Origin of the sequence: Nodosilinea sp. FACHB-141 (assembly GCF_014696135.1) — a bacterium.
GTDB lineage: Bacteria > Cyanobacteriota > Cyanobacteriia > Phormidesmidales > Phormidesmidaceae > Nodosilinea.
On sequence record NZ_JACJPP010000014.1, the window covers coordinates 1 to 26,438 of the forward strand.

Annotated in this window: 22 protein-coding genes, 1 rRNA gene and 1 pseudogene; 14 read left to right on the plus strand and 10 right to left on the minus strand. The window is 56.5% G+C overall.

Annotated features, from left to right (window positions below; all coding sequences use genetic code 11):
• Positions 1–149: pseudogene (locus tag H6F59_RS16195) on the minus strand (photosystem II q(b) protein); the annotation flags it as partial.
• A gap of 1,226 nt (positions 150–1,375) precedes the next feature.
• Here H6F59_RS16195 and H6F59_RS16200 point away from each other — a divergent pair.
• Positions 1,376–2,779: a hypothetical protein gene (locus H6F59_RS16200; protein ID WP_199325822.1), complete on the plus strand. Its 1,404-nt coding sequence runs from the start codon at positions 1,376–1,378 to the stop codon at positions 2,777–2,779.
• An 18-nt stretch (positions 2,780–2,797) separates the two neighbouring features.
• Here the strand turns inward: H6F59_RS16200 and larC are convergent, their stop codons facing one another.
• On the minus strand, positions 2,798–4,120 hold the full coding sequence (gene larC / locus H6F59_RS16205) for a nickel pincer cofactor biosynthesis protein LarC (protein WP_190702221.1): 1,323 nt from the start codon (positions 4,118–4,120) through the stop codon (positions 2,798–2,800).
• Between the two features lie 28 nt (positions 4,121–4,148).
• On the opposite strand from larC, the gene H6F59_RS16210 reads away from it, so the two are divergent.
• Together H6F59_RS16210 and H6F59_RS16215 are read left to right on the plus strand one after the other, a co-directional pair.
• The gene (locus H6F59_RS16210) at positions 4,149–4,799 is read left to right on the plus strand and encodes an L-threonylcarbamoyladenylate synthase (protein WP_190702225.1); all 651 of its coding nucleotides are present in this window, start codon (positions 4,149–4,151) and stop codon (positions 4,797–4,799) included.
• A 399-nt stretch (positions 4,800–5,198) separates the two neighbouring features.
• On the plus strand, positions 5,199–6,440 hold the full coding sequence (locus H6F59_RS16215; protein ID WP_242021518.1) for a hypothetical protein: 1,242 nt from the start codon (positions 5,199–5,201) through the stop codon (positions 6,438–6,440).
• Here H6F59_RS16215 and H6F59_RS16220 read toward each other — a convergent pair.
• The 3 genes from H6F59_RS16220 to H6F59_RS16230 all read right to left on the minus strand — a co-directional run bounded on the left by H6F59_RS16220 (position 6,437) and on the right by H6F59_RS16230 (position 9,063).
• Positions 6,437–7,153, minus strand: coding sequence for a response regulator transcription factor (locus tag H6F59_RS16220; protein ID WP_190516972.1), 717 nt, complete (start codon positions 7,151–7,153; stop codon positions 6,437–6,439). The genes H6F59_RS16215 and H6F59_RS16220 overlap by 4 nt on opposite strands.
• Before the next feature lie 230 nt (positions 7,154–7,383).
• A complete protein-coding gene (locus tag H6F59_RS16225; RefSeq protein ID WP_190702230.1) occupies positions 7,384–8,085 on the minus strand; it encodes a rhomboid family intramembrane serine protease in 702 nt (233 codons plus the stop codon).
• Between the two features lie 51 nt (positions 8,086–8,136).
• Positions 8,137–9,063: an LD-carboxypeptidase gene (locus H6F59_RS16230; protein ID WP_313887232.1), complete on the minus strand. Its 927-nt coding sequence runs from the start codon at positions 9,061–9,063 to the stop codon at positions 8,137–8,139.
• A gap of 58 nt (positions 9,064–9,121) precedes the next feature.
• Here H6F59_RS16230 and H6F59_RS16235 point away from each other — a divergent pair, with 58 nt between their 5' ends.
• Positions 9,122–9,280: a chlorophyll a/b-binding protein gene (locus H6F59_RS16235; RefSeq protein WP_242021519.1), complete on the plus strand. Its 159-nt coding sequence runs from the start codon at positions 9,122–9,124 to the stop codon at positions 9,278–9,280.
• 114 nt (positions 9,281–9,394) lie between these two features.
• Here the strand turns inward: H6F59_RS16235 and argF are convergent, their stop codons facing one another.
• A complete protein-coding gene (argF, locus tag H6F59_RS16240; RefSeq protein ID WP_190702237.1) occupies positions 9,395–10,318 on the minus strand; it encodes an ornithine carbamoyltransferase in 924 nt (307 codons plus the stop codon).
• A gap of 256 nt (positions 10,319–10,574) precedes the next feature.
• Between argF and H6F59_RS16245 the strand changes: the two genes are divergently transcribed.
• From H6F59_RS16245 to H6F59_RS16265, 5 genes are all read left to right on the plus strand, one after another.
• The gene (locus H6F59_RS16245; RefSeq protein WP_190702241.1) at positions 10,575–12,995 is read left to right on the plus strand and encodes a CapA family protein; all 2,421 of its coding nucleotides are present in this window, start codon (positions 10,575–10,577) and stop codon (positions 12,993–12,995) included.
• 114 nt (positions 12,996–13,109) lie between these two features.
• Entirely contained in the window at positions 13,110–13,979 is an 870-nt protein-coding gene (locus H6F59_RS16250) for an aldose epimerase (protein ID WP_190702244.1), read from the plus strand.
• A gap of 216 nt (positions 13,980–14,195) precedes the next feature.
• Entirely contained in the window at positions 14,196–15,218 is a 1,023-nt protein-coding gene (locus tag H6F59_RS16255; protein WP_190702247.1) for a permease, read from the plus strand.
• Between the two features lie 98 nt (positions 15,219–15,316).
• On the plus strand, positions 15,317–16,114 hold the full coding sequence (locus H6F59_RS16260) for a TIGR03943 family putative permease subunit (RefSeq protein ID WP_199325823.1): 798 nt from the start codon (positions 15,317–15,319) through the stop codon (positions 16,112–16,114).
• Between the two features lie 2 nt (positions 16,115–16,116).
• Positions 16,117–17,748: an Ig-like domain-containing protein gene (locus H6F59_RS16265; protein WP_190702250.1), complete on the plus strand. Its 1,632-nt coding sequence runs from the start codon at positions 16,117–16,119 to the stop codon at positions 17,746–17,748.
• A gap of 6 nt (positions 17,749–17,754) precedes the next feature.
• Here H6F59_RS16265 and pgeF read toward each other — a convergent pair whose 3' ends face one another.
• Positions 17,755–18,543, minus strand: coding sequence for a peptidoglycan editing factor PgeF (gene pgeF, locus H6F59_RS16270; protein WP_190702253.1), 789 nt, complete (start codon positions 18,541–18,543; stop codon positions 17,755–17,757).
• Between the two features lie 288 nt (positions 18,544–18,831).
• Between pgeF and H6F59_RS16275 the strand changes: the two genes are divergently transcribed.
• From H6F59_RS16275 to H6F59_RS16285, 3 genes are all read left to right on the plus strand, one after another.
• Positions 18,832–19,602: a biotin--[acetyl-CoA-carboxylase] ligase gene (locus tag H6F59_RS16275; protein WP_190702256.1), complete on the plus strand. Its 771-nt coding sequence runs from the start codon at positions 18,832–18,834 to the stop codon at positions 19,600–19,602.
• A gap of 110 nt (positions 19,603–19,712) precedes the next feature.
• Positions 19,713–21,104: a M23 family metallopeptidase gene (locus H6F59_RS16280; protein ID WP_242021520.1), complete on the plus strand. Its 1,392-nt coding sequence runs from the start codon at positions 19,713–19,715 to the stop codon at positions 21,102–21,104.
• Between the two features lie 48 nt (positions 21,105–21,152).
• Positions 21,153–21,581, plus strand: coding sequence for a thioesterase family protein (locus H6F59_RS16285; RefSeq protein WP_190702260.1), 429 nt, complete (start codon positions 21,153–21,155; stop codon positions 21,579–21,581).
• Between the two features lie 125 nt (positions 21,582–21,706).
• Here the strand turns inward: H6F59_RS16285 and H6F59_RS16290 are convergent, their stop codons facing one another.
• The gene (locus H6F59_RS16290) at positions 21,707–21,916 is read right to left on the minus strand and encodes a hypothetical protein (RefSeq protein WP_190702263.1); all 210 of its coding nucleotides are present in this window, start codon (positions 21,914–21,916) and stop codon (positions 21,707–21,709) included.
• Positions 21,917–22,319: 403 nt separating this feature from the next.
• On the opposite strand from H6F59_RS16290, the gene H6F59_RS16295 reads away from it, so the two are divergent.
• The gene (locus H6F59_RS16295) at positions 22,320–23,939 is read left to right on the plus strand and encodes a histidine kinase N-terminal 7TM domain-containing protein (protein ID WP_190702276.1); all 1,620 of its coding nucleotides are present in this window, start codon (positions 22,320–22,322) and stop codon (positions 23,937–23,939) included.
• 107 nt (positions 23,940–24,046) lie between these two features.
• The gene (locus H6F59_RS16300; RefSeq protein WP_190702279.1) at positions 24,047–25,036 is read left to right on the plus strand and encodes a methyltransferase domain-containing protein; all 990 of its coding nucleotides are present in this window, start codon (positions 24,047–24,049) and stop codon (positions 25,034–25,036) included.
• On the opposite strand, the gene H6F59_RS16305 is transcribed toward H6F59_RS16300, so the two are convergent.
• Both H6F59_RS16305 and rrf read right to left on the minus strand, forming a co-directional pair.
• Positions 24,997–26,079, minus strand: coding sequence for a class I fructose-bisphosphate aldolase (locus H6F59_RS16305; protein ID WP_190702284.1), 1,083 nt, complete (start codon positions 26,077–26,079; stop codon positions 24,997–24,999). The genes H6F59_RS16300 and H6F59_RS16305 overlap by 40 nt on opposite strands.
• A gap of 253 nt (positions 26,080–26,332) precedes the next feature.
• Positions 26,333–26,438, minus strand: a 5S ribosomal RNA gene (gene rrf / locus H6F59_RS16310); the annotation flags it as partial.

Below are 26,438 nucleotides of genomic sequence, written 5' to 3' on the forward strand. Positions count from 1 at the left end.
ACGACGAAGCAGGCGGTCGCAGCTAGCAGGGTGGGGATCATCAGCACGCCGAACCAGCCCACATACAGGCGGTTCTCGGTGCTGGTCACCCACTGGCAAAACTGCTCCCACAGAGAGGCGCTCTCGCGCCGCTGTAGAGTCGTGGTCATGATGTATTAGTCCAGGTAGTGTACTAAGTATGTTGCTGAGTTGTTACTCTAGCTATTGTTACATTAGCACATATTCCTAAATAAAAGCGAGCAGAAAATAACCGATTACGTCCTTGAAGAGATAGGGAGTTGCAATCCAGTACGGTTGGTGGTGCAATAGAGTCTGCATTGTCCTGCACTTAGCTGGGACAATCTTGGGGGCGTGGCGGAATGGTAGACGCTACGGACTTAGAAAACTGAGCCTTAGTGGAGAAATCTGCTAAGTGGAAGCTCTCAAACTCAGGGAAACCTAACTTTAGCTTTGGGTAAGGCCTAAACCTTCTCTCGGTGCTAGACACGGCAATCCTGAGCCAAGCCGGCGAATCAAGCCGCCGGAAGGTGCAGAGGCCCGACGGGAGCTACCCTAACGTTTAGTCGAGGGTAAAGGGAGGGTCCAATTCTTAAAACCTGGTTCGGGTTTGCCCAATCCAGGCAGCAGCGAAAGCTGCGGGAGAATGAAAATCCGTTGACCTTAAACGGTCGTGAGGGTTCGAGCCCCTCCGCCCCCATACCATTCTTAGTAATGAAGCAAGCTTTACCCAACGAGAGCCAATATGCTCGCCAGTTGAACCGTGATCCAGCGGGTCACAATGCTTGTAATATTCTTCTAAAGTTTCCCTGTAGAGTCCTGCTTCAATATCACCAAGCCGAGTAGCTATTCTAAGAAGTTATGGCGTTACTTGCCCGGCATAGGTTAAAGACTTCAAATTGTTTGCCAGCTCTCCGTTTAGAGGTCGACGGAATATGTTCTGGTTACAACTAGGCACAATAGCTGATTAGGCTGAAGACAGTATTGTGCTGTGCTACTTTACACAAATGATCTTTAGGTGTTGTTTAAGAGCCTTAGGCATCTCAAGTGCTGCACGAATGGCTATGTTCTCCTATAAAGAGCTAGCTGACGTCGGAGGTACAACACCAAGACATGCATCTACCATCGGGTTCATTGGGTCTGGAATTTATCGGATTTGGATTGTTTAAGCATTTAGTGAGTAGCTAGGCCTGCTAAGGCATAGGTTTAGCCAGCGTTTGACTATCAAGGTCTAGAGAGTCTAGCGATCGCTCTCTCTAGTAAGCGCTTTTGCTGTTCCACAAATAGCTGACTCAGGTCGCTTGCCAAATTACTTCCGGTAATCATGGGTCGAATCTACCAACCAGTGTCTCGGGAAGCCGTGTCTAGATATCCCTCAATGGAGTCAAACGAGTATGGGGCTCGACCTGGGTTATCGCTGGCTCAAGCACAGCAGGTTATCTACGATTTTTTGCTAGAAATCGTCAAAATTTGGCATCCTCAAGACGTTTTAGAGGAGTTTCGTCATCTTTTCGTCCATCACACCGATTCGGTTAGCTCTCAGACGCTGCCCGCGCTGCACGTCATTTTGTTTGCTAACAACGAATTAGAGTTTCGTAACACCATTAAGCGCTGTTGTTACATTCTCGTCAATAACTGGGAAGTTGCCCGTCAGTTTGACGCAATTCAGGATCTAGTTGACCTGTTCGCTGATCCTCTAATCCAGCGTCGCACCCTATCACCGACCCTTAAGCGCCTGCGCCACTGGCTTCTCCGATTTCTTGAGAGCGAGGATTTTGAAGAACTTAGGTTGTTTGCGGCTCGCTACACTGAGGAGCGCACCTTAAACCGCCCCGATGATTGGACCGCTCGCTATACTCCGTACCTGCTGGTGCCCCAGTACGTCAACGAAAATAATCCTATCGAGCAGCGCCAGGCCGCTCGCGCCCTCTCTCGTCGACTGAAGGACAAATTTAAGTTTGACTTGGCTATGTATACGGCCCATAGCCAGTCGGGACAGAACCGCGATCGCCCCGTAGCCAACCCCACAGCGTTGGGAGATAGTGCTCTTCGCCTAGTCAAGGCAATTGTGGCTAGACGGGGCGAATTTAGCTACAAAAACTTAGCGCGCTTGTTTTTAGAACAAATTAAAGAGAGTAGCTACGGTGATTTTAAGAAAAGCCTGACTCGCTATTTGCTCTATACCGTCAGCGGCAACCCAATCTCTAAACAGATTCAGGAAAAGCTAGATGCACGGCTAGTCGACCTCTACACGGAGTCTGACTATGAGCCTTGGGATGCATCGCTGGTGTTGCGCACCAGCAATCGGATCGTTGACTACTTAATGACAGAGGATCAGGAACGGCCTTCGCCGTTGTTTTCGATGGTGTTATCCCAAGGCAACGCCCTCACCCTGGCAATTATTTTGCTGAAGCTGGTTCTGGTTTCGCGTCAGACTCTCCCTTACCTGGAGACGAGAATTGCCAGCCTGATTCGCTACTACGAGCAGTTCCCCCGTAGCGAATGTCAGTGGGTAATTAACTTTTTGGAGGTATTTCAGATTACGTTTGCTATCTATGGCGATAACACGGAGTACAACCTGGTGAAGGTGACCCAGCGTGACCAGAGGCCAGAAGCCCTGTTTCTCGCTGAACGCCAGGGGCTAGACGCTTTTAGAATTTTTTCCCAGAAGCTGAACCAGGTGCGTCCCGATGTACTGACAAGTGCTGATCTGGTGGCGGGGAAAGAGGACCACTTCAGTGAAGAAGAGATAGATGAGCTAAACCTTGGCGAGCAAGCTTAGGCCCATAGGTTAGAGCCCTTAATCAGTTTGTTGGTACCACAGGCTGAGTGCCGTCTGGTGCACCGTCTGCCAAGGAACGTTGTGATGGCGCGCTAAGGCGGCACAGTCTTCGTACTCGGGGTGGACGTTGAGCACAGCCTGGGTGCGAGGGTGATAGGCCAGCTTCAGAGCCACTGGGCCGTAGGGAGTCTCAAGGGTCTCTGTATGGCGAGACAGCACCCACCGCTGCTGGGTTTGGCGGCGGATGCCCAGGGTAGAGGTTTCGGCAAACAAAATGTCTGTACAGTGAGGTTCGTCTTCAGGGCGGCAGAGCACTGTAATAAGTAGCCCAGGCCGAGATTTTTTCATCGCTACGGGCTGCGTGAATAGATCAAGGGCACCAGCTGCTAAGAGGCGATCGTAGAGGTAGCCTACGGCCTGGGGCACCAAATCGTCGACCTGTGTTTCAAGCAAGGTAATGGTGTCGGAATCATAGGGACCTCCGGCTGGGGCTGGCTGTACTACCGCAGCTACTGGAGTAGCTGGGGAAGCCGCTTCTCCAATCCACAGGCGCAGCACATTGGCAACGGGCAGCTCTTTTCCTCCGGCTCCCAGCCCTGTACAGCGTAGGGTCATAGCAGGAGGGTCGCCAAAGGATTCAGCGAGGGCAGTGACGATCGCCGCTCCGGTCGGGGTTACCAGTTCTCCATCTAGGCCATTGCTGTAAATCGGCACCTGGCGCTGTTCCAGCAGCTTGAGGACGGCGGGGGCAGGGACGGGCAACCAGCCGTGGGCGGCTCGCACCCGCCCCCGCCCGGTGGGCAGAGGTGAACAGAACAGCTGCTCGATGCCCAAGTAGTCGAGCCCTAGGCAGGTACCGACGATATCCACAATGGCATCGGTCGCGCCGACCTCATGGAAATGCACCTGGTCTACGGCAATCCCGTGGACGGCCGCCTCGGCCTCGGCCAGGCAACGAAACACGGCTAGACTCCAGCGCTGAGCGCGATCGGGCAGGGCGGCCTGGGTAATTAGGTGCTCGATCGCAGGCAGATTGCGGGTGGTAGTTGAGGCTGCGATCGCCGCTCCAAAACCCTGGTCGTGCTCGGCAGCCGCCACGTGGTGGGAATGGTCTCCATGGCGGTGCTCCCCTAGAGGCGAGGTCAGCGCGACCTTGGCGTGGAGCGCGCGCAACCCCTGACGGTGGGTCGGCGTTACGGTGAGAGTAAATTCATGATTCAGCCCCAGGGTAGCCAGTTGAGTGTGCAAGTACGACGGCGGCACGCCGGCATCTATTAAGGCAGCCAGGCACATATCGCCAGCAATGCCTGAGGGGCAATCGAGGTAAGCTAGGGTTTTCAACAGAGCAACCGCAGCGGGGACAGGGGCAATGGCAACAACCTATAAACTACATCCTGACAACCCGCAGAGCCGCAAAGTAGAGACCATTGTCTCGGCGCTGCGGCAGGGAGCGGTAGCCCTTTACCCCACCGATACAGTTTACGCCATTGGTTGTGACCTCAACCATCGCGGGGCGGTGCAGCGAGTGCGCCAGATCAAGCAGTTGGCCAACGACAAACCCCTCACCTTCCTCTGCGCCTCGTTGTCTAACATTGCCGACTATGCGATCGTCAGCGATGGTGCCTACCGCTTGATCAAGCGGCTGATTCCGGGGCCATTTACGTTTTTGCTGCCCGCCACACGAGAGGTGCCCCGCCTAGTGATGAATCCCAAGCGGCGCACTACGGGCATTCGGGTACCCGACCACGCCATTTGCCTAACCCTGGTAGAAACGCTACAAAACCCTATTATTTCGACTTCAGCCCTGACACTGCTGCCGGAGGCGACCAAAGGACGTCCCATAGACAAAATGACGATGTTCGATACGCTCGAAAAATTGGTGGACATCGTGATCGACGACGATCGCCCATTGGCTTATGAAGTCTCAACCATTCTAGATATGGAGGAGGAGAATCCCCTGATGATTCGCAAGGGCCTGGGGTGGGAGACCGCGCTGGACTGGGGTGCTCAGCTTGTATAACTGCCGCTGACTGAGCCACTGCCAATAGGGGCAACTGGGCAACTGGCACCTCGATCGGCCAATCTCAGACGGCCCGAGTCGCTCGCGATCGTCTACGTTAATCACGCCCACGCTCAACGCCTTGAGTGGCTGCAGGAGAGGCTGAAACCCTCACAATACAGCGTTTTTCAGGTTCGGTAGTTCAAAGCAGGCAGAGAATTTTCTAAGGCTCATCAGATTGGCGAACCGGCGGCGAATGGCCTGCGGCGAGGGCGGGCAGCTTTCGGTGCTGGCACATGCTTTGGGAAATCTCCGCGACTGAAGCGGGAGTACATAGCAACCCGCCTGGAATTCACCAATTTACTGAGTGTCCCGGCTGGCCCTTCCCGATTTCAGTGTCGTTGTTAGGATTGGGTAACTATGAAGACCGCATCTACCTGCTTAGCCATGCCCCCACTGTCCCCTGGGACTACACCACAGCCTCCAGAACCATTGCCCCAGCCCGATGCTAACGGCACAGCCCCCATTGCCACCTTGGTAGAAGAGTTGTTTATGGCTCATCTCCAGCGTCGGCTGGGGGGCATAGACGGGGTAATGCAGCGGCTCACGGCAGAGATTGAGCGCATCTGCACCATGAGCGATCGCATCCAAGCCTCAGGGGATGTCAGCCACTGGCAAACGGCCTTGGTGCGCCACCGGGTGAGCAAATGCCTGGCCTACTACGACATGGGCTCTAACCGAGGCCGGGTAGAACTGCACAGCAGCCTCAGCGCCATTGTCTACCGCCATGTGGCTCCTCACGGTAGTCATCTGGGGTTCAAGGGTCGCTATGCCCTGCTCGAAGATTTCATGCAGATTTTCTACATAGAAGTGCTCAACGCCTTTCGGCGCGAGCATGAGCTACCGGCTACCTATACCCCCCGCACCCGGCTGGAGTTGGCGGAGTATATGGCCTTTAGCGAGCAGTATGCCAAACGGCGCATCAATCTGCGGGGGGGTAGCCAGCAGCTGATTGTGCTGCGTGCCCAGGCCTTCAGCCGCCGCCAGCCCGCCGAGACCTCGGTAGATATGGCTCTAGTCAGCGAGGGGGCCAAGACTGAGGCCGCCGAAAGCCACGCCCGCAGTTCGGTAGTGCAGCAGGTGCGCGAAAAAATGATGGCCGAGGTCGATGACCCTGGCGACGGGGTGATGCGCGATCGCGTCATCAATGCCCTGATGCAGTACCTCAAAGACCAAAACCAGACTGACTGTGTCGACTACCTAGTGCTCAAGCTGAAGGACTGCTCCGCCGCAGAAATCGACGACATCTTGGGTCTCTCGGCCCGGGAGCGCGACTATCTCCAGCAGCGCTTCAAGTACCACGTTGAAAAATTTTCTCAGCAGCACGAGTGGCAACTGGTGCACCAATGGCTCGGAGCCAACCTAGAGGCGCGGTTAGGAATGACGCCGACGGAGTGGGGCGAATTTTTGACTACTTTGCCCTCCGACTACCGCTGGTTTCTCGACCTCAAACAGCAGCAAATCGGCAACGCCGCCCTAACCGATGAGGCGATCGCCCACACCTTAGGCTGGACGCCAAAAAAAGTGCAGCGCAATTGGACCAAAGTGCTCAAGCTGGCCTGGACCTTTCGCAACCAAGTGCGAGGGGCAGAGGCAGGCTAACCGGCGATCGCCTCTTCCCCGGTGCCTGGCGGCTCAAACTTGTAGCCCACGCCCCGCACCGTTTGAATTAGGGCCGGTTGAGTCGTGTCTTTCTCAATTTTTTTGCGAATCTGACCGACGTGCACATCGACCACCCGCTGATCGCCGACGTAGTCGTAGTCCCAAACCTTCTGAATCAGCTCTGCCCGCCGCCACACACGTCCGGGATGACTGGCCAAAAAGTGCAGCAGGTCAAACTCCAGCGCCGTTAGAGGTACCATCTCGTCGTTGAGCATCACCTCTCGCCGCACGGGGTCAATGGCCAGACTGTTGAAGGTTAGACACTGCTGTTCCGCCGCCGTGACCGGGCGCTGGCGTTTGAGAATAGCGCCTACCCGCACCTCTAGCTCTCCCAAGCTAAAGGGCTTGGTGAGATAGTCATCGGCCCCTTCGTTAAACCCTCGAATTTTATCCGACTCGTCGGTGCGGCTCGTGAGCATGAGCACAAACACTCCGGTCCGCGACTGCATCTCCTTACACAGGTCGTAGCCGTTGGTGTCGGGCAGGTTGAGGTCGAGAATGACCAGGTCAGGGGTGAACTGCTCAAACACCGCCAGAGCCTTCTTACCGTCCTCTGCCGACTCCATTTCATAGTTCTGCTTAGCCAGAAACCGATGAATTAGGTTGCGAATTGCGGGGTCGTCATCGACAACGAGGATCTTGGCTTCCGCCATAGTCGTACCTTTATGTAAAGTTGGCTGATTAGGATGATGGTCAGGAACCCTAGAAGGGCAAGTTCACCAGCCGTGGTGCCCAATGCCCTTCTAGTGCTTTTCAAGCCCGTTGTGCGACATCAGTAACAAACTCACAAATAATTTCCTAGCTTACTCGAGAACTTTATGAAGTTACCACCCCATCAGCCCGCCGCCACAGTTTGAGTCTCTGAGCATCAGTGAAAACACTGCTATCGACGAGGCGATCGCACCTTACCGCCCATTAGCCCCAGCAGCGGGCCTAGAATTAGCCCAAACACAAACCCTCCTGAGTGCGCCCAGTAGGCTACTCCGCCACCCGAACCCGCATCGCTGCCGAGGCTGGCGATGCTAAACAGCGCCTGCTGCACAAACCAGAATCCCAAGAAAAAAACCGCCGGGATCCGAACGGTGGTGAAAATGATAATCAGGGGAATTAAGGTAACAATCCGGGCCCGAGGAAACCGCAGAATATAGGCCCCCATCACCCCGGCGATCGCCCCGCTAGCCCCAATGGTTGGCAACGCCGAGGACGGATCAAAAATCCACTGGGTCAGCCCCGCTAGGGCTCCACAACCCAGATAAAAGATCAAGAACTTGATGTGTCCCAGCCGGTCTTCAATATTGTTGCCAAACACCCAGAGATAGAGCAAGTTCCCCCCAATGTGAAAAAAGCCGCCGTGGAGGAACTGAGAGGAGAGCAGGGTAATCCACTCATAGATCGGTGCCTGGAGCGCCCCCTGAAAACTCCCGGTCAGCTGGGCCGGCACCAGTGCCCAGGCATCAAAGAAGCCGTCGATGCCCTCTTGCGACAGACTAAGCTGAAACACAAATACGGCAATATTAATCCCGATCAATCCGTAGGTAACTACAGGGGTAATGGTGGTGGGGTTGTCATCATGAAGAGGAACCACGGCTGTACCTAAAACGTGACTTCATTCTAAAGACGCCCAGACAGTAAACGCCTAAACCGTTGGCAGAATTTCGAGGCGGCCTGCACCGCCATCCAAGCGGGCCATCGCTCCGACTGGCAGAGCGGCATTGTCACCGTCGTGGCCGAAGGGCAAATTGGCCACCACAGGAATGCCCAAATCGCCGAGGCGATCGCGCAGCACCTCGGCTACCGCAAAACTGGGCACGCCGTCGGGTGGCTCACAGCGGCTAAACCGCCCCAGAGCAATGCCTTTAACCTGAGAAAATTTGCCTGCCAGGCGCCAGTGGGTCAGCATGCGATCGATGCGGTAGGGGGCCTCGGTGACATCCTCAAAAGCCAAAATTGCGCCGGTAAGATCGGGCTCGTGGGCCGTGCCCAGCAGGTGGGTCGCTACCGTCAAGTTAGCGGGCCACAACCGTCCCTCCGCAGTGCCCTGGCTCCAGCCCTCACCATGCAGAGAGGGCAACCCGTGGCCCATCACCAAATTTTTGAGCCGCTGCTGCGACCACTCGGGCTCCGCCGCCAGGGTAGTTAGCAGTGGCCCGTGCACGCCAACTATCCCCTGCTTGCCCAAACTCCACAGCAGGCTGGTGATGTCAGAAAAGCCAATCAGCCACTTGGGCGGCATCGCTGGCCATTGCCAACCTTCCAACAGTCGAGTGCCCCCATAGCCCCCCCGAGCGCAGAGAATGCCTTTATAGGTGGGGTCTGCTAGGGCATGGCCCAGCTGGTGGCGGCGGTTGGCATCTGACCCAGCCAGGTAACCCCACTGTTCCCTAGTGCCAGGGCTGATGTCTACCCCAAATCCCCAGCTGCGCCAAACTTCTATGCCCTGGTTGAAGCTCTCTAGCTCTCGTAGGGCACCGCTAGGGGCAATTACTCGCAGGCGATCGCCCGGCTTGAGCGGCGGCGGATAGTGCCATACCCTCGCCCCATCGGCAGCAATATCGTGACTCACCCCATGACTCCGTAGCTAACTTGCTATAATGCTTAACAAAGCGTTACAAAAGAGATCTATGGCTAACACCCCCAACCCATCTGAAACCCGTGAGTGGGGCTTTACCCGCGCCGCCGAAAGCCTTAACGGACGGATGGCCATGCTGGGCTTTGTCTTTGCTATTGCGATCGAAGCTCTGAGCGGCCAGGGCGTGCTGCACTTTCTAAATCTAATCTAGGCGCCTCGCAGGGAGAGACAAAGCCAGGAACAGAAGCACTTTAAAAACTTCCTTATCTCCCTCTCCCATCATTTACCTCACCGCTGCCCCAGACAACTCTCTTCCACCCCAGATCTACTCAAGGACGCTAGCCAGGAGCGCTTTCTGAGCGTGCATCCGGTTCTCTGCCTGATCCCAAACCCGAGAGGCAGCACCTTCCATCACCTCGTGGGTAATTTCTTCTCCCCGGTGGGCCGGCAGACAGTGCAATACGATCGCCTCCGGACTAGCTTTTTCGAGCAGGGCATCGTTGACCTGGTAGGGCTGAAACACTGGTAAGCGCTGGCCCGCCTCAGACTCCTGGCCCATGCTGGCCCAGACATCGGTATAGAGCACCTGAGCATCTTTGACGGCGGCCTCAGGATCGGTGGTGATCAGCACGTGGCCATTGCCCTGCATCAGTTGGTTAGCCTGCTTCACAATTGCTGGGTCTGGCGCATAGCCCTCTGGCCCAGCGATATGCACGTTCATCCCCACCATGGCGCAGCCCAGCAGTAGAGAATGGGCGACGTTGTTGCCGTCACCTAGGTAGGTCAGGGTCAATCCCTGTAGGGCGCCAAACTCTTCTTGAATGGTCAGCAGGTCGGCCAAGATCTGGCAGGGGTGCTCCAGATCAGTCAAGGCGTTGATCACGGGAATCGAGGCGTAGTCAGCAAATTCTTGAATCTCGGCCTGGTCAAAGGTGCGAATGGCTACCACATCTAAGTAGCGATCGAGCACTCGGGCAGTATCACTGGTAGGCTCACCCCGGCTCACCTGGGTCACCCCAGAATGTAAATCGAGCACCTGTCCACCCAGCTGATACATGGCCACCGAAAAGCTGACGCGAGTGCGAGTCGATGCTTTGCGAAACAGGAGGCCCAGCACCTTCTGAGGAAATTGAGGATGGTGTTTACCAGCCTTCAGCTCAGCGGCAAAGGTCAAAAGTTCTAGCAGCTCATCGACACTCAGATCACTCAGGCTTAGCAGGTCGCGCCCGCTCAGGGGTGGTGTGGACATGGGCAAGCATTCGTAAAAATAAGACACTAGCAGATTATGGGGAAGCCTCTCCCCGGTCTGTATCGACAGGGGCAAAAGATTGTCATCGGGGGCCTGCTGGGGCTGTGAAGGCGATCTCAGTACAGATGTGCCGCCCCCTTAAGTCTGCACTATGATTGGGGCATCGCATTTGCCGTGGTAGTTTTGCCCTTTAGCCGGAGTGTTTTAGGGACGATCTATCGCCTTTCATTTGCCACCTTGTTACCCCTGCACATTTATGATTAGCGCGGTTATTCCTCCTCAACCACAGGTGTTGCCCCAGGGGCCTCTGCTTCAGCCGCCCTCAGTGAAAGAACGGGCAGCGGCAGGATACTTTCGCGACATTGCCCTGTGGCTCAATCAACCCCTAACTCCTCACGGTATTTTTGTGCAGGTGCAAGCCGATCGCCCCGGCTGCCTACAGCTAGTGGTGGAATTTCGGCAGCCACCGGTTAAAGACCGGCTGCTGCGGTTTCTGTGTCACCGCGTTTGGCTGCTCAATTCAGAGCTAATCGAAGGGATTTGGGTGGTTGCTCGCCCCTTAGGGCACCGTCGAGTGCTTTGGCAGCAGCGCGTCAAGATTGTCACCCCGGCTCTAAAGCGCCGCCAGAGCGAACTCAAGGCCCAGGCCCAGCGCCAGGCCGCATTGGCCATGCCACCCAAAATTCGGCCGCCGCGCCCGAGCCCGACTAAAACGCTGTCGCGGCAGCGTCTACAAACCCTACGCGCTTTTGTATTGTCGGGGTCGGCGGTAGCGGCCTTCGTCATGGGCTGTCTGTTCGAAGTAATTGTTTCTGCACCATCGCCGTCGCTGCCTCAGTTCTCAGCCCAGACCGAGGTGCTGCCTGAGACTGAGTTAGATCAAGGCGCTCCAGTAGCACCCGCAGCCCTCAGGGATTCTGGTGAGGGCAAGCCTGTCTCTGCCCCCGCCAGAAATGCAGCCGGTGGCAATGGCAACCGCTCTACGGTGGTCGATACGGCCCTTGAGCCCGTGGGTGTAATTACTCATCAAGCTGTCACACCTGCTCCTGCCGATGACGTCACTCTGTTGTTTGGGGGCGACATCTCTTTAGAGGACATTGCCCCAGAAAGCCTGACGGCTCCTGGAGGATTCTTTGCTGACGTTGTCGAATATGGCCAAGCTGATTTAGCCCTGGTGAATTTGGCTACCCCTCTAGCTACGGCGGCCACCAACCTTCAAGAGGGGCTGCGGCAGCAGACCCGTATCGATGCCGTCGATTTGTTAGTGAATAGCGGCGTAGACGTTGTCAACCTCACCCACAGTAGCCTGATGGACTACGGGGCTGAGGGCCTTGATGAAACACTCACCACTCTAGATAGTAAAGGGCTTTACCGCATTGGTGCCGGGCGCAACGCCCTCGAAGCCCGCCGCCCAGAGGTGCTCGATGTCAAGGGTAAACGCATTGCTTATCTGAGCTATGCCATGGGGGGGAACAACGCGGCCCATGATACCGATGTGCTCAAGGAACGCGCTGGGGCTAGCGATAAGGCGATCGCCAAGGAAGTGGAGACCTTTAAGGCTGCCACAGCCTTTAAAGACAGGGCTGGGTTTAACGCGCAAAACATGCCCGAAATAGTTGCCGACATTCAAGCCCTGCGCGACGAGGTTGATTGGATTGTCGTGAACTTTCGCTGGGTTGACCACTTAGGCGAACAACCCAATTTTATGCAAACCAACCTGGCCCGCCTGGCCATTGATCAGGGTGCTGACGTAGTAGTGGGCTACCATCCCACCGTGATTCAGGGGGGTGAGATCTACAAGGGGCGGCCTATTGCCTACTCCCTGGGCGACTTCGTATTTCGTCCTGACGAGCCCCTCGAAAACCAGGACTCAGCGGTGCTCAAAGTTGGGCTCAAAGACGATCAGATGCGGGTTGAGCTGGTGCCGGTGCGGGTACAAGACTCGCATCCCAAAACCCTCAGCGGCAAGGACAGTCAGCAGGTGCTCCAGCGCATTGAGCAGGCATCATCGCAGTTTGACAAACCGCTCAAGTCACCCGTTGTGCTTGACCTTAAAACCCAGGAAGCACCGCCAGAAACCGTCAACGACCCCAACAGCCCCTTTGTATCACCCGATGCGGAGGACGTTCTGCCGGTGGAGCTGGAGGCCGAACCGACACCGGAGCCCAAGGACCAACTGGAAGACGAGACTGAGTCCAAGGACATCCTGGAGGATTCAGCTGCTCCTGCCAACTCGGATACCCCTGAGGCTCTTGAGGACAGCAGTGAGCCTGCCAACATAGAGCAGCCTGCGCCAGATTTAGAGATAGGCCCAGAGACAGATCAATCCTCTCCTGCCGGGCCAGAATCCCTGGAGATGGAGGTTGAGTTTGAGGGCGACCTGGAAGAGTGGGGACCTAAGGTTTCACCAGAGCAACAGGAGTTTAAGCCTGTGCCGCCCGAACGCAGCGGCGGCACTTCGCAAAGCGCTCGGGAGCCCGTTCAGAACGAGTCGCCCTCTAAGAGCCGCCCCAGTGAGGTTCCAGTACCGTTGCCTTCCCCAATCCGGGTGAAGGTTGAGCCCGTTGCGACAGCACCATTGGTTGCACCCCAGCCCGCCGTTCTGACGGATGACGCTAAGGTCGACGCCTGGTCCGACACCATACCTGAGACCCCAATCCCTACCCTAGGTGAATAACGTGCAGATAGGGACTTTATAGCTCTAGTAAAAAGCCCATAAACAGCTGTGGCCAAAGCACTGGATGACAGAGAGCTGTGGTAACGTCTAGGCATTGTGCCCCTGAGGTGCCCTGTGTTTGCCGTTGCCTTAAAAGCAGATCCCCACTCCACCTATGTGCTGTCAGATACTGACACCGGCACCCGGTTAGAACTGGTGCCCGATCGCGGCGGCATTGCCACCCGCTGGCAGGTAGAGGGGCAGGATATTTTTTATTTTGATGGCGATCGCTTCGCCAATCCCGAACTGTCGGTGCGGGGCGGTATTCCCATCCTGTTTCCCATCTGCGGCAATCTGCCCGATAACCAGTACGAGCTAGATGGTCAGACCTACAGCCTGAAGCAGCACGGCTTTGCCCGCGACTTGCCCTGGCAGGTGACTCAGCAGGATGTGACTGAGTCGGCCAGCCTCACTCTAGAACTTGCCAGCAGCGAAGCCACCCTGGCGCAATATCCCTTTGCGTTCAAATTAGCCTTCACCTTTAAGCTGCGGGGTCACAGTCTAGAGTTGCAGCAGCAGTTCACCAACCTCTCGGCTCGGCCCATGCCTTTTTCTACCGGGCTGCACCCTTATTTTTTGGTAGAAGATAAATCCCAGCTAGAGTTTGAAATTCCTTCAACAGAATTCCGCAACCACTTGACAGGCGGGGTTGAAACTTTTGAGGGCAGCTTTGACTTTGGCCAAGGCGAGATTGACCTGGCTTTTCAGAACCTAACGGCTTCAGCCGCTACGGTCACTGACCACTACCTCAAGCGACGGCTCACCCTGTCCTGGAGTGGCGACTACACCAAGCTGGTGTTTTGGACAGTGAAAGGCAAAGACTACTACTGCCTGGAGCCCTGGACAGCTCCCCGCAATTCTCTCAATACGGGAGAAAACCTGTTGATCATAGAACCAGAACAGACTTTAGAAACCAACGTGCGCATGGCGATCGCGTTTCTGTAGCTGGCTGAATCGCCAGCTTGCAGGCTGACAAGATTGTCTACTTAGTCAGACTTTGTGCTCTCAAACTTTTCTTCTACTGTAACGGTGATGATGGGCGGAGATGCTGGAAAGACAGGCGATCCCCGCTACCGGCAGGAGGCAACAAGATCCGCTAAAATGTGCTTCTGCCTGGGGGTAACTACCCGCCGGGAGACTTTCCCCGCATAGGCTGGCTCTATGACCCAACTCAATAACGGCATTACGCTATTTTTTAGCTTGCTGGTCGAGGCCATGCCCTTTCTACTGCTGGGGGTGATGTTTTCCAGCGTGCTGCTGCTGTTTGTCGATGAGCAAAAGCTGCTGGCGGTCATTCCTAAAAACGTGGTGCTTGCGGCGCTGGCAGGCAGCTTAATTGGCTTTCTGTTTCCAGTTTGTGAGTGCGGCAACATTCCTGTGGCTCGACGGCTGTTAACCAAGGGCGCACCGACGGCGGTAGCGATCGGGTTTTTGCTAGCGGCCCCCACGGTGAACCCGGTGGTATTCTGGGCCACCTGGATTGCCTTTCGCGACCAGCCCGAAATTGTATTTTTACGGGTAGGCTTTACTTTGATTGTGGCGGTGACTATCGCTTTAATCTTTAGCGCCCAGGCCGATGTGCGGCCCTTTTTGCAGGACAGCCTCACCCGCATGATGGGGGAGCCTGAGCCTGCCACACCAGTCCCAGCGGAGGCGGAGATTTCACCGCTGCTAAAATCTGGCACCTTTTTAATGCAGTCACCAGGGCAGGTGCTTCAGCTCGATGCCCCACCCGCCCAGGTGCTAGCTCAGGTAGCCGTTGCCGCGCCGCCCATGGTCACTCGACTGCGAATGATGGTTGACAACATGGTGCTAGAGCTGCGGGAGTTAGGGGCGGTGCTGGTGATCGGCAGTGCGATCGCCGCTTTTGTCCAAGTCGCCGTTCCCCGCGAGGTCATCCTAGGTTTGGGCCAGGGCCCTGTGACCTCAATTGTGGCGATGATGGCCCTGGCCTGGGTAGTGTCAATCTGCTCGACGGTCGATTCATTCTTTGCCCTGTCGTTTGCCTCCACCTTTACCAGCGGTTCCCTGCTGGCATTTTTAGTGTTTGGTCCCATGATCGATCTCAAAAACATCAGTCTGCTGCTGACGGTGTTTAAAGGGCGGGCCATTCTTTATCTATTTGTGCTGGCGGCTCAGCTGGTATTCTTGCTGGCTCTGGTAATGAATCTCTATACCAGTTGAGGACGCCCCAAGCTGCTGCCCTTGGATACAGCTAAGGGTCAAGGTGTAACGAGTAACTCGTTTTTTCCATTGCGAATGCCTATTTTCTTCTGGCAATTATGACCTCAACGCCTAGTTCTAATGGTTTGCGCGCCTCTAGACAGCGATCGGTGCCCTGGCAGGCTCTGGTGGATGCCGCCATGCTGCTGCTGTGGGGGCTAATGCTGCTGCGCTTTACGGTGACGGGGAAACTCTACCTGCTGCTGCACCCCGATTACATGTGGCTGGCTCATCTGGCCATGGTGCTGCTGTTGGCCATGGGAGTGAGCCGTCTGGTACAGGTGGGGCTTAGCTACCGCCAGGGAACCGGGCAAACCATTCGCAGTCAAGAACATACGGCTCTGCTGCCGCGACAGTTTAGCGTGGCTCTGCTGATTGCCATCGCCGTGTTTGGGCTGGTTTACACGCCGCGCCCCTTTGCCAGTGAGACTGCCTTTCAGCGGGGCATTACCGATGTGCTGGGTCAGACGCGATCGCGGCCCCAGCGATTTTCCCTCGGCGGCGCGTCTGAGGAGCGCACCATTGTCGACTGGGTACGCACCCTCAACGTCTACCCTGAGCCCGATGCCTACGCGGGCCAGACCGCCCAGGTAAGTGGGTTTGTCACCCATATTCCCGGCTGGCCCGACGAGTTTGTGATGATTTCGCGGTTTGTGCTCACCTGCTGCGCTGCCGATGCCTACCCCGTTGGTCTGCCGGTAGAGCTGCCCGCTGGCACCGCCCGGCCCGCCCCCGACACCTGGCTTGAGGTCAAGGGCAAAATGCAAACCAGCACCCTCGACGGCAAACGCCAGCTTGTCATTGGCGACCCCACCCTGACCGAAATCCCTGAACCCCGCACCCCCTACGAATATTAGCCATGGCCCGTCGCCGCTCTCGTCGCTCTCGCTCCCAACCCCTTGATCGCCTGGCAACGATGATCATTGCTGGTCTCTCGCTGACCCTGGGGCTGTTGATACTCTCGGGCGACCACGCCACAGCGCGGGTGCGCGACTTTACCTGGCAAGACCGCCAGGTGGGGGCCGAAGACCAGGCCTTTTTGCTCACCTTCAGCCGCCCCATGGATGTGGCTAGCGTGGAGCAAAATCTCACTCTAGACCCACCCCTGCCGGGCAAGGTGAGCTGGGCAGGACGGCGCATGGCCTACACTCTGACCGAACCACTACCCTATGGGGAAACGTTCAGCGTCAGGTTGAAGGGCGCGCGCGATCGCTACGCCGCAGCCACTGATGGCTCTAGCCGATTTGAGCCCTTTCAGAGCCAGTTTGAAACTCGCCCCCGCGCCTTTTTATACATTGGGGCCGAGGGTGACGAAGCCAATCGCCTAGTGCTGGCCGACTTAAGCCGCCAGGAGCGCACTATTCTAACCCCAAAAAACCTGTCGGTGATGACCTTTAAGCCCTACCCGCTGGGCGACAAGGTGCTCTTTTCGGCCAGCGACACTAGCCAGGCCGGTAGCCTGCTCAACCAGCAAATTTACACCGTCACCACGGGCCTCACGCCCCGCCCGCCCATCGACTTTGCCGCCCAGCGCCCGCCCCTATGGCAGCAGCTCTGGCCCCAGAAAAAAGCCACTCCATCAGGGGAAACCACCCTGGTGCTCGACAACAGCGCCTACCAAAACCTCAAGTTTGACCTCTCCACTGACGGGCAGACCATTGTGGTGCAGCGGGTCAACCAGCAAAACCCCGCCGATTTTGGTCCCTGGATTGTGCGCCAGGGTGCCGATCCTCAGCCCATTGAAACCGAACCCGGCGGCGATTTCTTAATTGCCCCGGACAGCCAGTCGCTGCTGCTGCTCCAGGGCCAGGGCACCGCCATTATCGATCTGGGCTCAGAGAAAGCTCGCGGTCCCAGTCAGCCCCTTGACTTTCTGCCCAACTACGGGCGAGTGCTCGATCTGGCCGCCGATGGTTCGGCTGCCGCCATGGTCAATTTCAACCAGGATGACCCCAAGAAGCGTTTTACCGAATCGCTGTTTTTAGTCACCAACCAGGGCCGAGAAGAAGAACTATTGCAGGTAAGTGGGGCCATTCTCGATGCCCAATTCGACCCCACCCGCCAGGTTCTCTACGTACTGGCCAGTGAGCTGGTCCAGGCTCCACCGGATCCTGATACCTTGCAGTCAGAAGACGCCTACGCTGAGCAACCACTACTGCTGGCCATTACCTTGGCCAACGGTAAAGCTAGCCCGCTGCTGCGCTTGCCCCAGCAACAGCGCATTCACATGAGCGTGGCTCCCGACGGGCGATCGCTCCTGATTGACCTAGATGGTCAAACCACCTCTGAGGGCGAAACCGGCGCGCCCATAATTTGGAACTTACCTCTGGTTCACCCAACGGTCTCCCTCGACGCCGCTGAATCCGCTGAAGGTGCCAACACCACGCCAAGTGCAGCCGAAACCGAGACCAGCGATGCCTCTAGCATGCCTACGGTCACCGATCCAGAGGAGTTTCCTTTTAGTGGCCTCCAGGCCACCTGGTTGCCCTAGAAGCGGTCATCTAGATACTCCTGGCTCCTGGCTAACAATACCTGACCACTGCACCTGCTTTTCTCCCGTGCGGCGGTAAGAGAAAAAGCGGTCGGCTTCTTGAAATGTGCAGTGGGGTGCGATCGCCACCTGCTCCCGACTCAGCCCCAGCTGCTCGAGCTGCCACCGATTCGCCAGCCGCACATCTAGCCGCACCTTGCCGGGGGCGTCATCCTCAAGCACAGGAGCATTTTCGCGCCCTTGCAGGTCTGCCACCACCGCTTCGTCGTTGTCATCGGGCTGAGACCTAATCGTGCGCCCCACCGCTGCCGCCACATCCACAGAAACCTGATAGACCTCCCCCGCGATCGCCGGGCCAATCGCCACCACCAAATCTTCCAACCGGCTGCCCTGGGCCTGTAGCTTGCCCACCGCCACCGGCACAATCGCCTGGGCCGTGCCCCGCCAGCCCGCGTGGATAGCCGAGACCTGGCCGGTAGCCCGATCGCCAATTAGCACCGGGCTACAGTCTGCCGAGCAAACCCAGAGAGATTGAAGCGGGCGATCGCTCATCAAACCGTCGGCCTCAGCCTTCTCCCCCGAATCGAGAACTGGTAGATCAGCAGGGACTAGCACCCGGTTGCCGTGAACCTGCTTCACTCGCTGCACCGTCGCCGTTCCATTAAGGGCCGCCGTCAGAGTCTCTGGAGTTTGGGGCCAAAACTGTCGGGTAAAAAAGCCGTGGGGCCAAGGTTGAAGTAGATCACAGGTGAGAAACGCCTGCCCTTGCCAAGTCTGCCAATGCCAATTTGCCATGTCGCCCCCCGCGGCGGTTGTATACTTGTACGCTGCTATAGCGCTCCCAACTCCATCCGGCGATGCAGAAACCGCCAATGTAGAGAAAGCGTTAAGTTGCAGCGCCGTTCTATCAAGTTCTATTTTGTAGTTCCCTTAACCATCTCCGCAGATTTCCTGGGGTGGTAGCGTAATCAGTACTAGTCAAAGACCTATCCTAATTTCTACATAAAATTCTAGGACGATTAGCGGGTGAACCTAGACCGACTTCGCCAGGCCCTCCTACAGCCATCCAAAAATTTGGGGATAATGCCTGACTATCAGGCATTGCGCCCTCGTTTTCACCTTCACTGGACCGAGCACATCGACTCTACCAACCGAGCGCTGGTGGCCATGATGGCCGATGGCGCTCCGGCGGGTACAGTGCTGATAGCAACCACCCAGCAGGCTGGGCGAGGTCAGTGGGGGCGGCAGTGGCAGTCTCTTCCCGGAGGGCTGTACCTGTCGCTGGGGCTCAAGCCCGATTTGCCGGCCTCTCGTAGCCCATACCTCACCTTGGCCAGTGCTTGGGGTGTGGCCACCAGCCTGGCCAACCTGGGGCTACCGGTGCAGGTTAAATGGCCCAACGATTTGGTTGCAGGCGGTAAAAAGCTGGGCGGTCTGCTGGCCGAAACTCACCTAGAGAGCGGCCGGGTACAAACCGTGGTGATTGGTTTGGGGCTAAATGGGTTTAATCCAGTTCCCGAAACCGGCACTTCGATTCAGGCGCTGATTCAACCGGAATTGCCCCCCGGCCCCTTGAATACCTTGGAGGGCCTGGCCGCGATCGCCCTCTACGGTCTCATGCAGGGTTATCTCCACTGGCAAAACCAGGGAGACGACGCCTTTCTAATCGATTACCAAACTCACCTAGCCAACCTGGGTCAGGGTCTAATCGTAGAAGGTAAAGCGGCAGAGGTCATTGGAGTAGCACCATCGGGTAATCTGCGGGTACGCCTAGCAGCCGCCCATGGCGAAGCGCCAGCGCTCAAGACGCTGGATATTGAACCAGGTAAAGTAACTTTGGGCTACAATGCGTAGCGGCTGATTATATGGTGAAAAGCAATAACACAGAGTCTATTCGAGCGGATAAACTCTCCGGAGTGTATCCTTCAGTAGCTTGGCTACAGATAGCACTGCTCGTGGGGGGTATGGGGCTAACCCAAAACGGATTAGCCATTGCCGGAACTCCTGATACCCCTGACCCCTCTGAGCAAGAGGTGCCAGTTGAAACCTCAGCTGACTATCTCAAGCCGACGAATAGCAGTAGTGCCCACAGGGCTAGTAGCCCTCAAGCAACTCTAAGTTTGCCTGCACCCTCCGTAGCACAGCCTGAGTTTACGCCTCAGCGCCCGTCTACCTCAGCCGTTGTGACATCACCCCCTTCAGCGAGTTCGCCGATGTTCTCTCCGGTTCCCCCGCCGCCCCCAGCGGCTATCACCGTTACTGTTCCGGCCACCCCCACGGCCCCCACTATGGCAGAGAGCTTGCTGAAGCCCGCTATTGCCTCCACACCTGGCGAAGTAGTTGAAACTGAGGTGCCCGCTGCGGCTAGTACTCCCGAGCCAGTTCCGGCCGAAGCCCCCGCTACCGTAGTACCCGAAGCCGTAGTGCCCGAAGCCATCGCTGCCGATGAGTCGGTACCTGCAGGCTACAACAGCGTTTTTGTTGACCCCACCGATTACAGCCTAGGGGCAACCCAGGCTCCCGCAGCTCGACCCGGCGGCTCTCCCAACGTGGTCTTTGCAGAACGCTCTAGCGGCTGCCAAATTACCGTCGCTGCTGGGCAAAGCAGCCCCAGTGCGGCGTGCGGTGCCTCCAGCGCCTCAGCCTCGGCAGCTCAGGGCGCTAGGGCTGCCAGCGCTAGCCAGGGTCAAGGTGAAATTCGGGTTGGCCCCATTGCCGTCAGTTCCCAAGGAGTGCGGCTAGGCAGCACCACCATCGTCAGCCGAGAAGCCCTCAACGAAAAGCTACGCCCCCTCAACGTACTGCGGCGCGGCAATGAAGAATACGTGTTTCCGCTATCAGTGCCTGCGTCAATTTCGTCGCTGTTTGGCTGGCGGATGCACCCCGTCGCCCAGAGCTGGCGCTTCCACTCAGGGACTGACCTTGCAGCCCCTATGGGCACTCCTGTGCTGGCGACTCGGGCTGGGCGCGTCTCAGTATCAGACTTTTTGGGCGGCTACGGCCTAACCGTCATCATGCGCCATGACGACGACAAGCTTGAGTCTCGCTATGCCCACCTCTCTCAGCTCGCTGTAGAAGCTGGGGAATGGGTGGAGCAGGGCGAGGTGGTTGGTTTGGTCGGCAGCACTGGCACCTCCACCGGCCCTCACCTACACTTTGAGCTGCGTCAGCTCACCGGCGAAGGTTGGGTTGCAGTAGATCCGGTTGAGGTCCTTGAATATGGCGTGGCCAACCTGCTAGAGATCATCGACAACCCGATGCTGGCTCTAGGTCAAGGGGCTGCAAAGGCAGCAGAAACCGAAGCTGGTCTGCCCACTGAGTATCCCTTCCGCCCTGCACAGCCCAATGCCAGCTAGATTAGTGCTGCCGGCTGGGTTGCTGTTAGAGAGATTGGGATAGCCGCTATGGGCTACGTCTTTGAGCATCAGGTGCGGTTTCACGAAACTGACGGGGCCGGGGTGGTCTATTTTGCCAACGAATTGGTGATGTGTCATGCCGCCTACGAAGCCTCTCTGGAAGCAGCGGGGCTGGATGTGGGGGCGTTTTTTCGAGCCGAAACCCTGGCCTATCCCATTGTCCATACCAGCATGGATTACCGACGTCCGCTGCGGTGCGGCGATCGCGTCACCATTCACCTCACCCCTACCCGTCTAGACGACAGCAGCTTTGAAATTCAATATCAGCTCACGCTTGAGGATACAGCAGTAGCCCAGGCCATAACCCGCCATGTCTGCATTGAAGTGGCTAACCGTCGCCGCAGTTCGCTGCCTACTGAGATAGAGCAGTGGCTGGCCCAGTGGGATGGTAACTCTCCTGAAGCTGGGCAAGGTTAGTGATAGAAGGTAATTGGCAGGAGTGGCTTTTTGTATGTGGGTATGTGGGGTTTTTGGTGGCGATCGCCGTCCTCGCCCTCACCACTCGCTCACAGCCGTAGCCCAAAGCATCTCGCATGGCCGCTCTAGTTTTGGAATTTGCTACTGCCGCCATCAAGCAAAGCTGCTGGGCTAGGGAGCATCCAAAATTGCCTCGAAAATTCGGCTTTGGTGACCTCGGGTTCTTCAAAGGTAGCCCGCAGCAGAATAGCGTTAACCAGCACAGCATTGCTCAAGTTGCTGCGGATATAGCATACCGGTGGTGAAGTCAGCTCTGTGAAAGTCGGCTTGGGCAACCACAGGTTCCTGTAGGAACACCCAGATTTTGTAAGCCTTTCTTAAAGTCCGCCGTGTTGTTTCCGTAAATTCGCGGTGGTGCTCTCCCCATACAGCGCCCGGTTCGATAACCTAATTACAAGCGCTAAAAGGGCGGCTTAAATTTAGCTTAAACGTCAAATAGGCGTCTCCTGATGGGGTTCCCCCCGGCTACGGCCGGGGGTTTTTATTTGGGGTACGATTGGTTATCGGGAAGGGTCATTGTCTGAGATTTCACGGAGTCTGAGATTTCACCGATCAATTGTACGGAGTGAGGTGCTGGTTGGGAAATCCGGAGACAGCGAGATCAAGACCTGGATTTAGTGGGCACCCTCGGGTATTCACCCTTGACCCTGAACACAGTTGCCCACTATGTATGTTCAGATGACCTTTCAAGTTGGCATCCTGGCACTGGCGGCAGCGATTAACGCTTTAGTCACCAGCATGGCTTGGCATCGCCGAGGGTCGACCCTGGCGCGACAGTATTTCTCGTGGATGATGGCGGCGGCAACCTTCTACGCAGCGGTAGCGGCCATGGAGGCTGGGTCGATTGGCCTGGCGAACAAAATTTTTTGGTCCACGCTGGAATATGTGGGCACAGGCGGCATCATCATTTTCTTTGTGCTCTTTACCGAAGCTTACGTCCACGGGCGATCGCGCTTTACCCGGCACCGGCTGATCTGGCTCAGCCTCTGGCCCCTGATCAACATCGCCTTAGTGGCCACTAACATCTGGCATCGGTGGGTCTGGGCAGACGTGGTGCTGGCGGCCCCACCCAGCAATAGCGCTATCTACAGCCATGGCCCTGGCTATGCTTTTGTGCTGGCCTGCCTCTATCTTTACAGCCTGTGGGGGATTCATCTGCTGGGGCGGGCCTCCCTCAGTGGCGGGCCGCTGCACCAACGACAGGCGCGATGGCTGCTGGCGGGGGCGTTGTTTCCCTACCTAGGTGGCACACTCTACTCCCTTAAGCTCACCCCGGCAGACCTAAACCTGACCCCGATGTCGTTTATGGCTACGGGGCTGCTGTGTTTCTGGGGGCTATTTCGCATGGGAGTGTTCGAGGCGATTCCCATCGCCCGCGAAACGCTAATTGAGCACCTGCATGACGGCGTCATCGTAGTGAATTTGGAGCACCAACTTATCGATATCAATCCCCAGGGGCGATCGCTGACCAAGCTCAAGAACAGTGCCGTGGGGAGATCCATCCACATCGCCCTATCCAACATTCCAGAGTTCCTGCACCACTACGACCAGGGTACCGAAACGCCCTTTTGTCTTTGGACCGACTCCCACAACACCTGCCATATTACTGTGCAGAGTTCCGCCTTAAAAGACTACCGTGGTAAAACCCACGGGCGCTTGCTGGTACTGCACGACACCACCCACCAGTACCTATCGGAGCTAAAACTACGCCAGGCCAATACCCGTCTTAGTCTCCAGCTGCAAGAGATCGAGGGTCTCCAGGTCAAACTCAAAACCCAGGCCAGTCGAGATCAGCTTACCGGACTTTTTAACCGCCACCATCTCCATGAAATTCTGCCCCAGGTACTTCTTCAAGCTCGCCAGAATGCCTATTCCGTGGCGTTTATCATGCTCGATATTGATTACTTCAAACGGGTCAACGATACCTTTGGGCACCAGGCTGGCGATCTGCTAATTCAGGCATTCAGCCAAATTCTGCTGGTACAGATCCAAGAGGGCGAGACCGCCTACCGCCTGGGCGGGGAAGAATTCTTGCTGATTTTGCCCCATACGACCTTAGAAAGCGGGATACAACGGGCCAACCACATTCGGCAGGAGTTCAACGTCTCGGCTTTGCCCTGGAACGGGACGGATATCCGCACTACGGTATCTGGCGGCGTTGCTACTTTCCCTAATCATGCTATCCAAGCAGACGATTTGCTCCATGCTGTCGATTTGGCTCTGTACGCAGCTAAAAAATCAGGCCGCAATCAAATTACCTGCTTCAACCCCCGCATCCATCAGCCCAGCTCGGTCTAAGGCCAAATTAAATCTGCTTGCCCTCAATTCATTGCTCCAAGAGCGCAATGTTGTCAAAATGTAGAGACAATTACAATACAAACCTTAACGTAGCGGTCTCATTTTTGATGAATACAGTTACCGGTATTGGTCTTCTCCTTGCCCTCTTGGCTGGAGGCGTAGCCCTCTACCTACTTACCCCCCGCCGCTATGAGTCCTCCAACTCCGTAGCCAACTCCTACGATCAGTGGACCGAAGACGGCATTCTAGAGTTCTACTGGGGCGAGCATATTCACTTAGGCCACTATGGCTCACCGCCCCGCCACAAAGGCTTTCTCGCTGCCAAGGCCGATTTTGTCCATGAAATGGTGCGCTGGGGAGGCTTAGATAATTTGCCAGCAGGTACAACGGTGCTAGATGTGGGCTGCGGCATTGGCGGCAGCAGTCGTATTCTTGCGCGCGACTATGGCTTTGCGGTAACTGGAGTCACCATTAGCCCTAACCAGGTGCAGCGTGCCCAGCAGCTTACCCCACCGGGAGTCTCCGCCCAGTTCCAGGTCGATGATGCCATGGCGCTATCATTCCCCAACGGCAGCTTTGACGTAGTGTGGTCGGTGGAGGCAGGCCCTCACATGCCCGATAAAGCCGTCTTTGCCCACGAGCTGCTGCGGGTACTAAAGCCCGGCGGTGTGCTGGTAGTTGCCGACTGGAACCAGCGGGACGATCGCAAAATTCCCCTTAACGCTTGGGAAAAGCCCGTCATGCGCCAGCTACTAGATCAGTGGTCGCACCCAGCCTTTGCTAGCATCGAAGGCTTTGCCGAGCAGCTCGAAGCCACTGGCCTAGTAGCTGGCCAAGTTACCACCGCCGACTGGTCGCAGGAAACCCTGCCCTCCTGGCTTGACTCGATCTGGCAAGGAGTTATCCGGCCCCAAGGCATGGTGCGCTTTGGACCAGCAGGAATCATCAAGTCGGTACGGGAGGTACCTACCCTGCTGCTCATGCGAATCGCTTTTGGCTCCGGGCTGTGCCGCTTTGGCATGTTTCGAGCTATGCGGGCAAACCCATCCTCACCACCTCAAGCAATGGTGACCGCATCTGACAGGTACACGTCCTGAATCAGGTGAAACAATTTCACCCCTTCCTTGAAGTCGCGCTGGAAAGTTTTGCGGCCTGAAATTAGACCCATACCGCCAGCTCGCTTGTTGATCACGGCGGTGCGTACGGCTTCGGCAAAGTCATTGTCGCCTGAGCCACCGCCGGAGTTGATTAACCCCATGCGTCCGGCATAGCAGTTGAGCACCTGATAGCGGGTAAGGTCAATGGGGTGGTCCGTGGTGAGTTCGCTGTAAACGCGATTGATAGTTTTGCCGTAGGGCTGCCCCAAGGCCTTGGCCACGGCTCCATAGCCGTTGTTGTTCTCAGGTAGCTTCTGCTTGATAATGTCGGCCTCGATGGTGACGCCCAGGTGGTTGGCTTGGCCAGTCAGATCGGCGGCGAGGTGGTAGTCTCTATCCTGCTTAAAAGAGCTGCTGCGCAGGTAGCACCAGAGAATGGTGGCCATACCCAACTCATGGGCCCGTTGAAAAGCGGCGCTAACTTCTTGAATCTGTCGAGTCGATTCGTCTGAACCAAAGTAAATGGTTGCTCCCACAGCGACAGCGCCTAAGTTCCAGGCTTGCTCAACATCGGCAAACATAACCTGGTCAAAGCGGTTAGGAGCGGTGAGCAACTCGTTATGGTTAAGCTTGAGAATAAAAGGAATTTTGTGGGCGTAGCGGCGCGACACGCTGCCGAGAACTCCAAGGGTAGTGGCGACAGCGTTACAGCCTCCCGCGATCGCCAACTCCACAATATTCTGCGGGTCAAAATACATGGGATTGGGCGCAAAGGAGGCCCCAGCAGAGTGCTCAATCCCTTGATCTACCGGCAGAATGGAGAGGTAGCCAGTATTTGCCAGGCGGCCTGTGCTGTAGAGTTGTTGCAGGCTGCGGAGGACCTGGGGATTGCGATCGCTCTGGGCAAAGATGCGATCGACCCAGTCCGGCCCTGGTAAATGTAGAGTAGATTTCGGCACCTTGGCTTCATAGCCGAGCAGCAATTCAGCCTCGGGGCCAAGCCATTCAGCGATTGTCCGAGGGGATGACAGTGCAGTTACCATGGCAATGATTCGAGTTACAACAGTGATATAGATGGGGCTATCTAAACGTTAGCCCAAGGTTTCATGGACGTGAACCTGCTTCATGAAACTCACTGAACATATCTTCCAAAAACCTCCACCACTCTAAGTACAAGCAGCATTTGGCATCAAATGGAATGAGTTGCCTTAACCTGAATCTTGCCTACGCCTACTAATCATTGAAATGAACCAAGCAAAAAGCTCCGCTAAGGAAGCGGAGCTTTTTGTAGTAAGGACCTGGCATCGAGCTATTTTGACAAGGGGCAACCCCCTCACTATCTTCGCCGCAGCTGCGTTTCACGACTGAGTTCGGGATGGGTCAGAGTGGGACCACAGCGCCA

What these genes read in the sequence shown, in the direction of transcription:
- H6F59_RS16200 (WP_199325822.1), top strand. Translation starts at nt 1,376, where the DNA reads ATGGAGTCAAACGAGTATGGGGCTCGACCTGGGTTATCGCTGGCTCAA.
- H6F59_RS16210 (WP_190702225.1), top strand. Translation starts at nt 4,149, where the DNA reads ATGGCAACAACCTATAAACTACATCCTGACAACCCGCAGAGCCGCAAA.
- H6F59_RS16215 (WP_242021518.1), top strand. Translation starts at nt 5,199, where the DNA reads ATGAAGACCGCATCTACCTGCTTAGCCATGCCCCCACTGTCCCCTGGG.
- H6F59_RS16220 (WP_190516972.1), bottom strand. Translation starts at nt 7,153, where the DNA reads ATGGCGGAAGCCAAGATCCTCGTTGTCGATGACGACCCCGCAATTCGC.
- H6F59_RS16235 (WP_242021519.1), top strand. Translation starts at nt 9,122, where the DNA reads ATGGCTAACACCCCCAACCCATCTGAAACCCGTGAGTGGGGCTTTACC.
- argF (WP_190702237.1), bottom strand. Translation starts at nt 10,318, where the DNA reads ATGTCCACACCACCCCTGAGCGGGCGCGACCTGCTAAGCCTGAGTGAT.
- H6F59_RS16245 (WP_190702241.1), top strand. Translation starts at nt 10,575, where the DNA reads ATGATTAGCGCGGTTATTCCTCCTCAACCACAGGTGTTGCCCCAGGGG.
- H6F59_RS16255 (WP_190702247.1), top strand. Translation starts at nt 14,196, where the DNA reads ATGACCCAACTCAATAACGGCATTACGCTATTTTTTAGCTTGCTGGTC.
- H6F59_RS16260 (WP_199325823.1), top strand. Translation starts at nt 15,317, where the DNA reads ATGACCTCAACGCCTAGTTCTAATGGTTTGCGCGCCTCTAGACAGCGA.
- H6F59_RS16265 (WP_190702250.1), top strand. Translation starts at nt 16,117, where the DNA reads ATGGCCCGTCGCCGCTCTCGTCGCTCTCGCTCCCAACCCCTTGATCGC.
- pgeF (WP_190702253.1), bottom strand. Translation starts at nt 18,543, where the DNA reads ATGGCAAATTGGCATTGGCAGACTTGGCAAGGGCAGGCGTTTCTCACC.
- H6F59_RS16275 (WP_190702256.1), top strand. Translation starts at nt 18,832, where the DNA reads ATGCCTGACTATCAGGCATTGCGCCCTCGTTTTCACCTTCACTGGACC.
- H6F59_RS16280 (WP_242021520.1), top strand. Translation starts at nt 19,713, where the DNA reads ATGGGGCTAACCCAAAACGGATTAGCCATTGCCGGAACTCCTGATACC.
- H6F59_RS16285 (WP_190702260.1), top strand. Translation starts at nt 21,153, where the DNA reads ATGGGCTACGTCTTTGAGCATCAGGTGCGGTTTCACGAAACTGACGGG.
- H6F59_RS16295 (WP_190702276.1), top strand. Translation starts at nt 22,320, where the DNA reads ATGACCTTTCAAGTTGGCATCCTGGCACTGGCGGCAGCGATTAACGCT.
- H6F59_RS16300 (WP_190702279.1), top strand. Translation starts at nt 24,047, where the DNA reads ATGAATACAGTTACCGGTATTGGTCTTCTCCTTGCCCTCTTGGCTGGA.
- H6F59_RS16305 (WP_190702284.1), bottom strand. Translation starts at nt 26,079, where the DNA reads ATGGTAACTGCACTGTCATCCCCTCGGACAATCGCTGAATGGCTTGGC.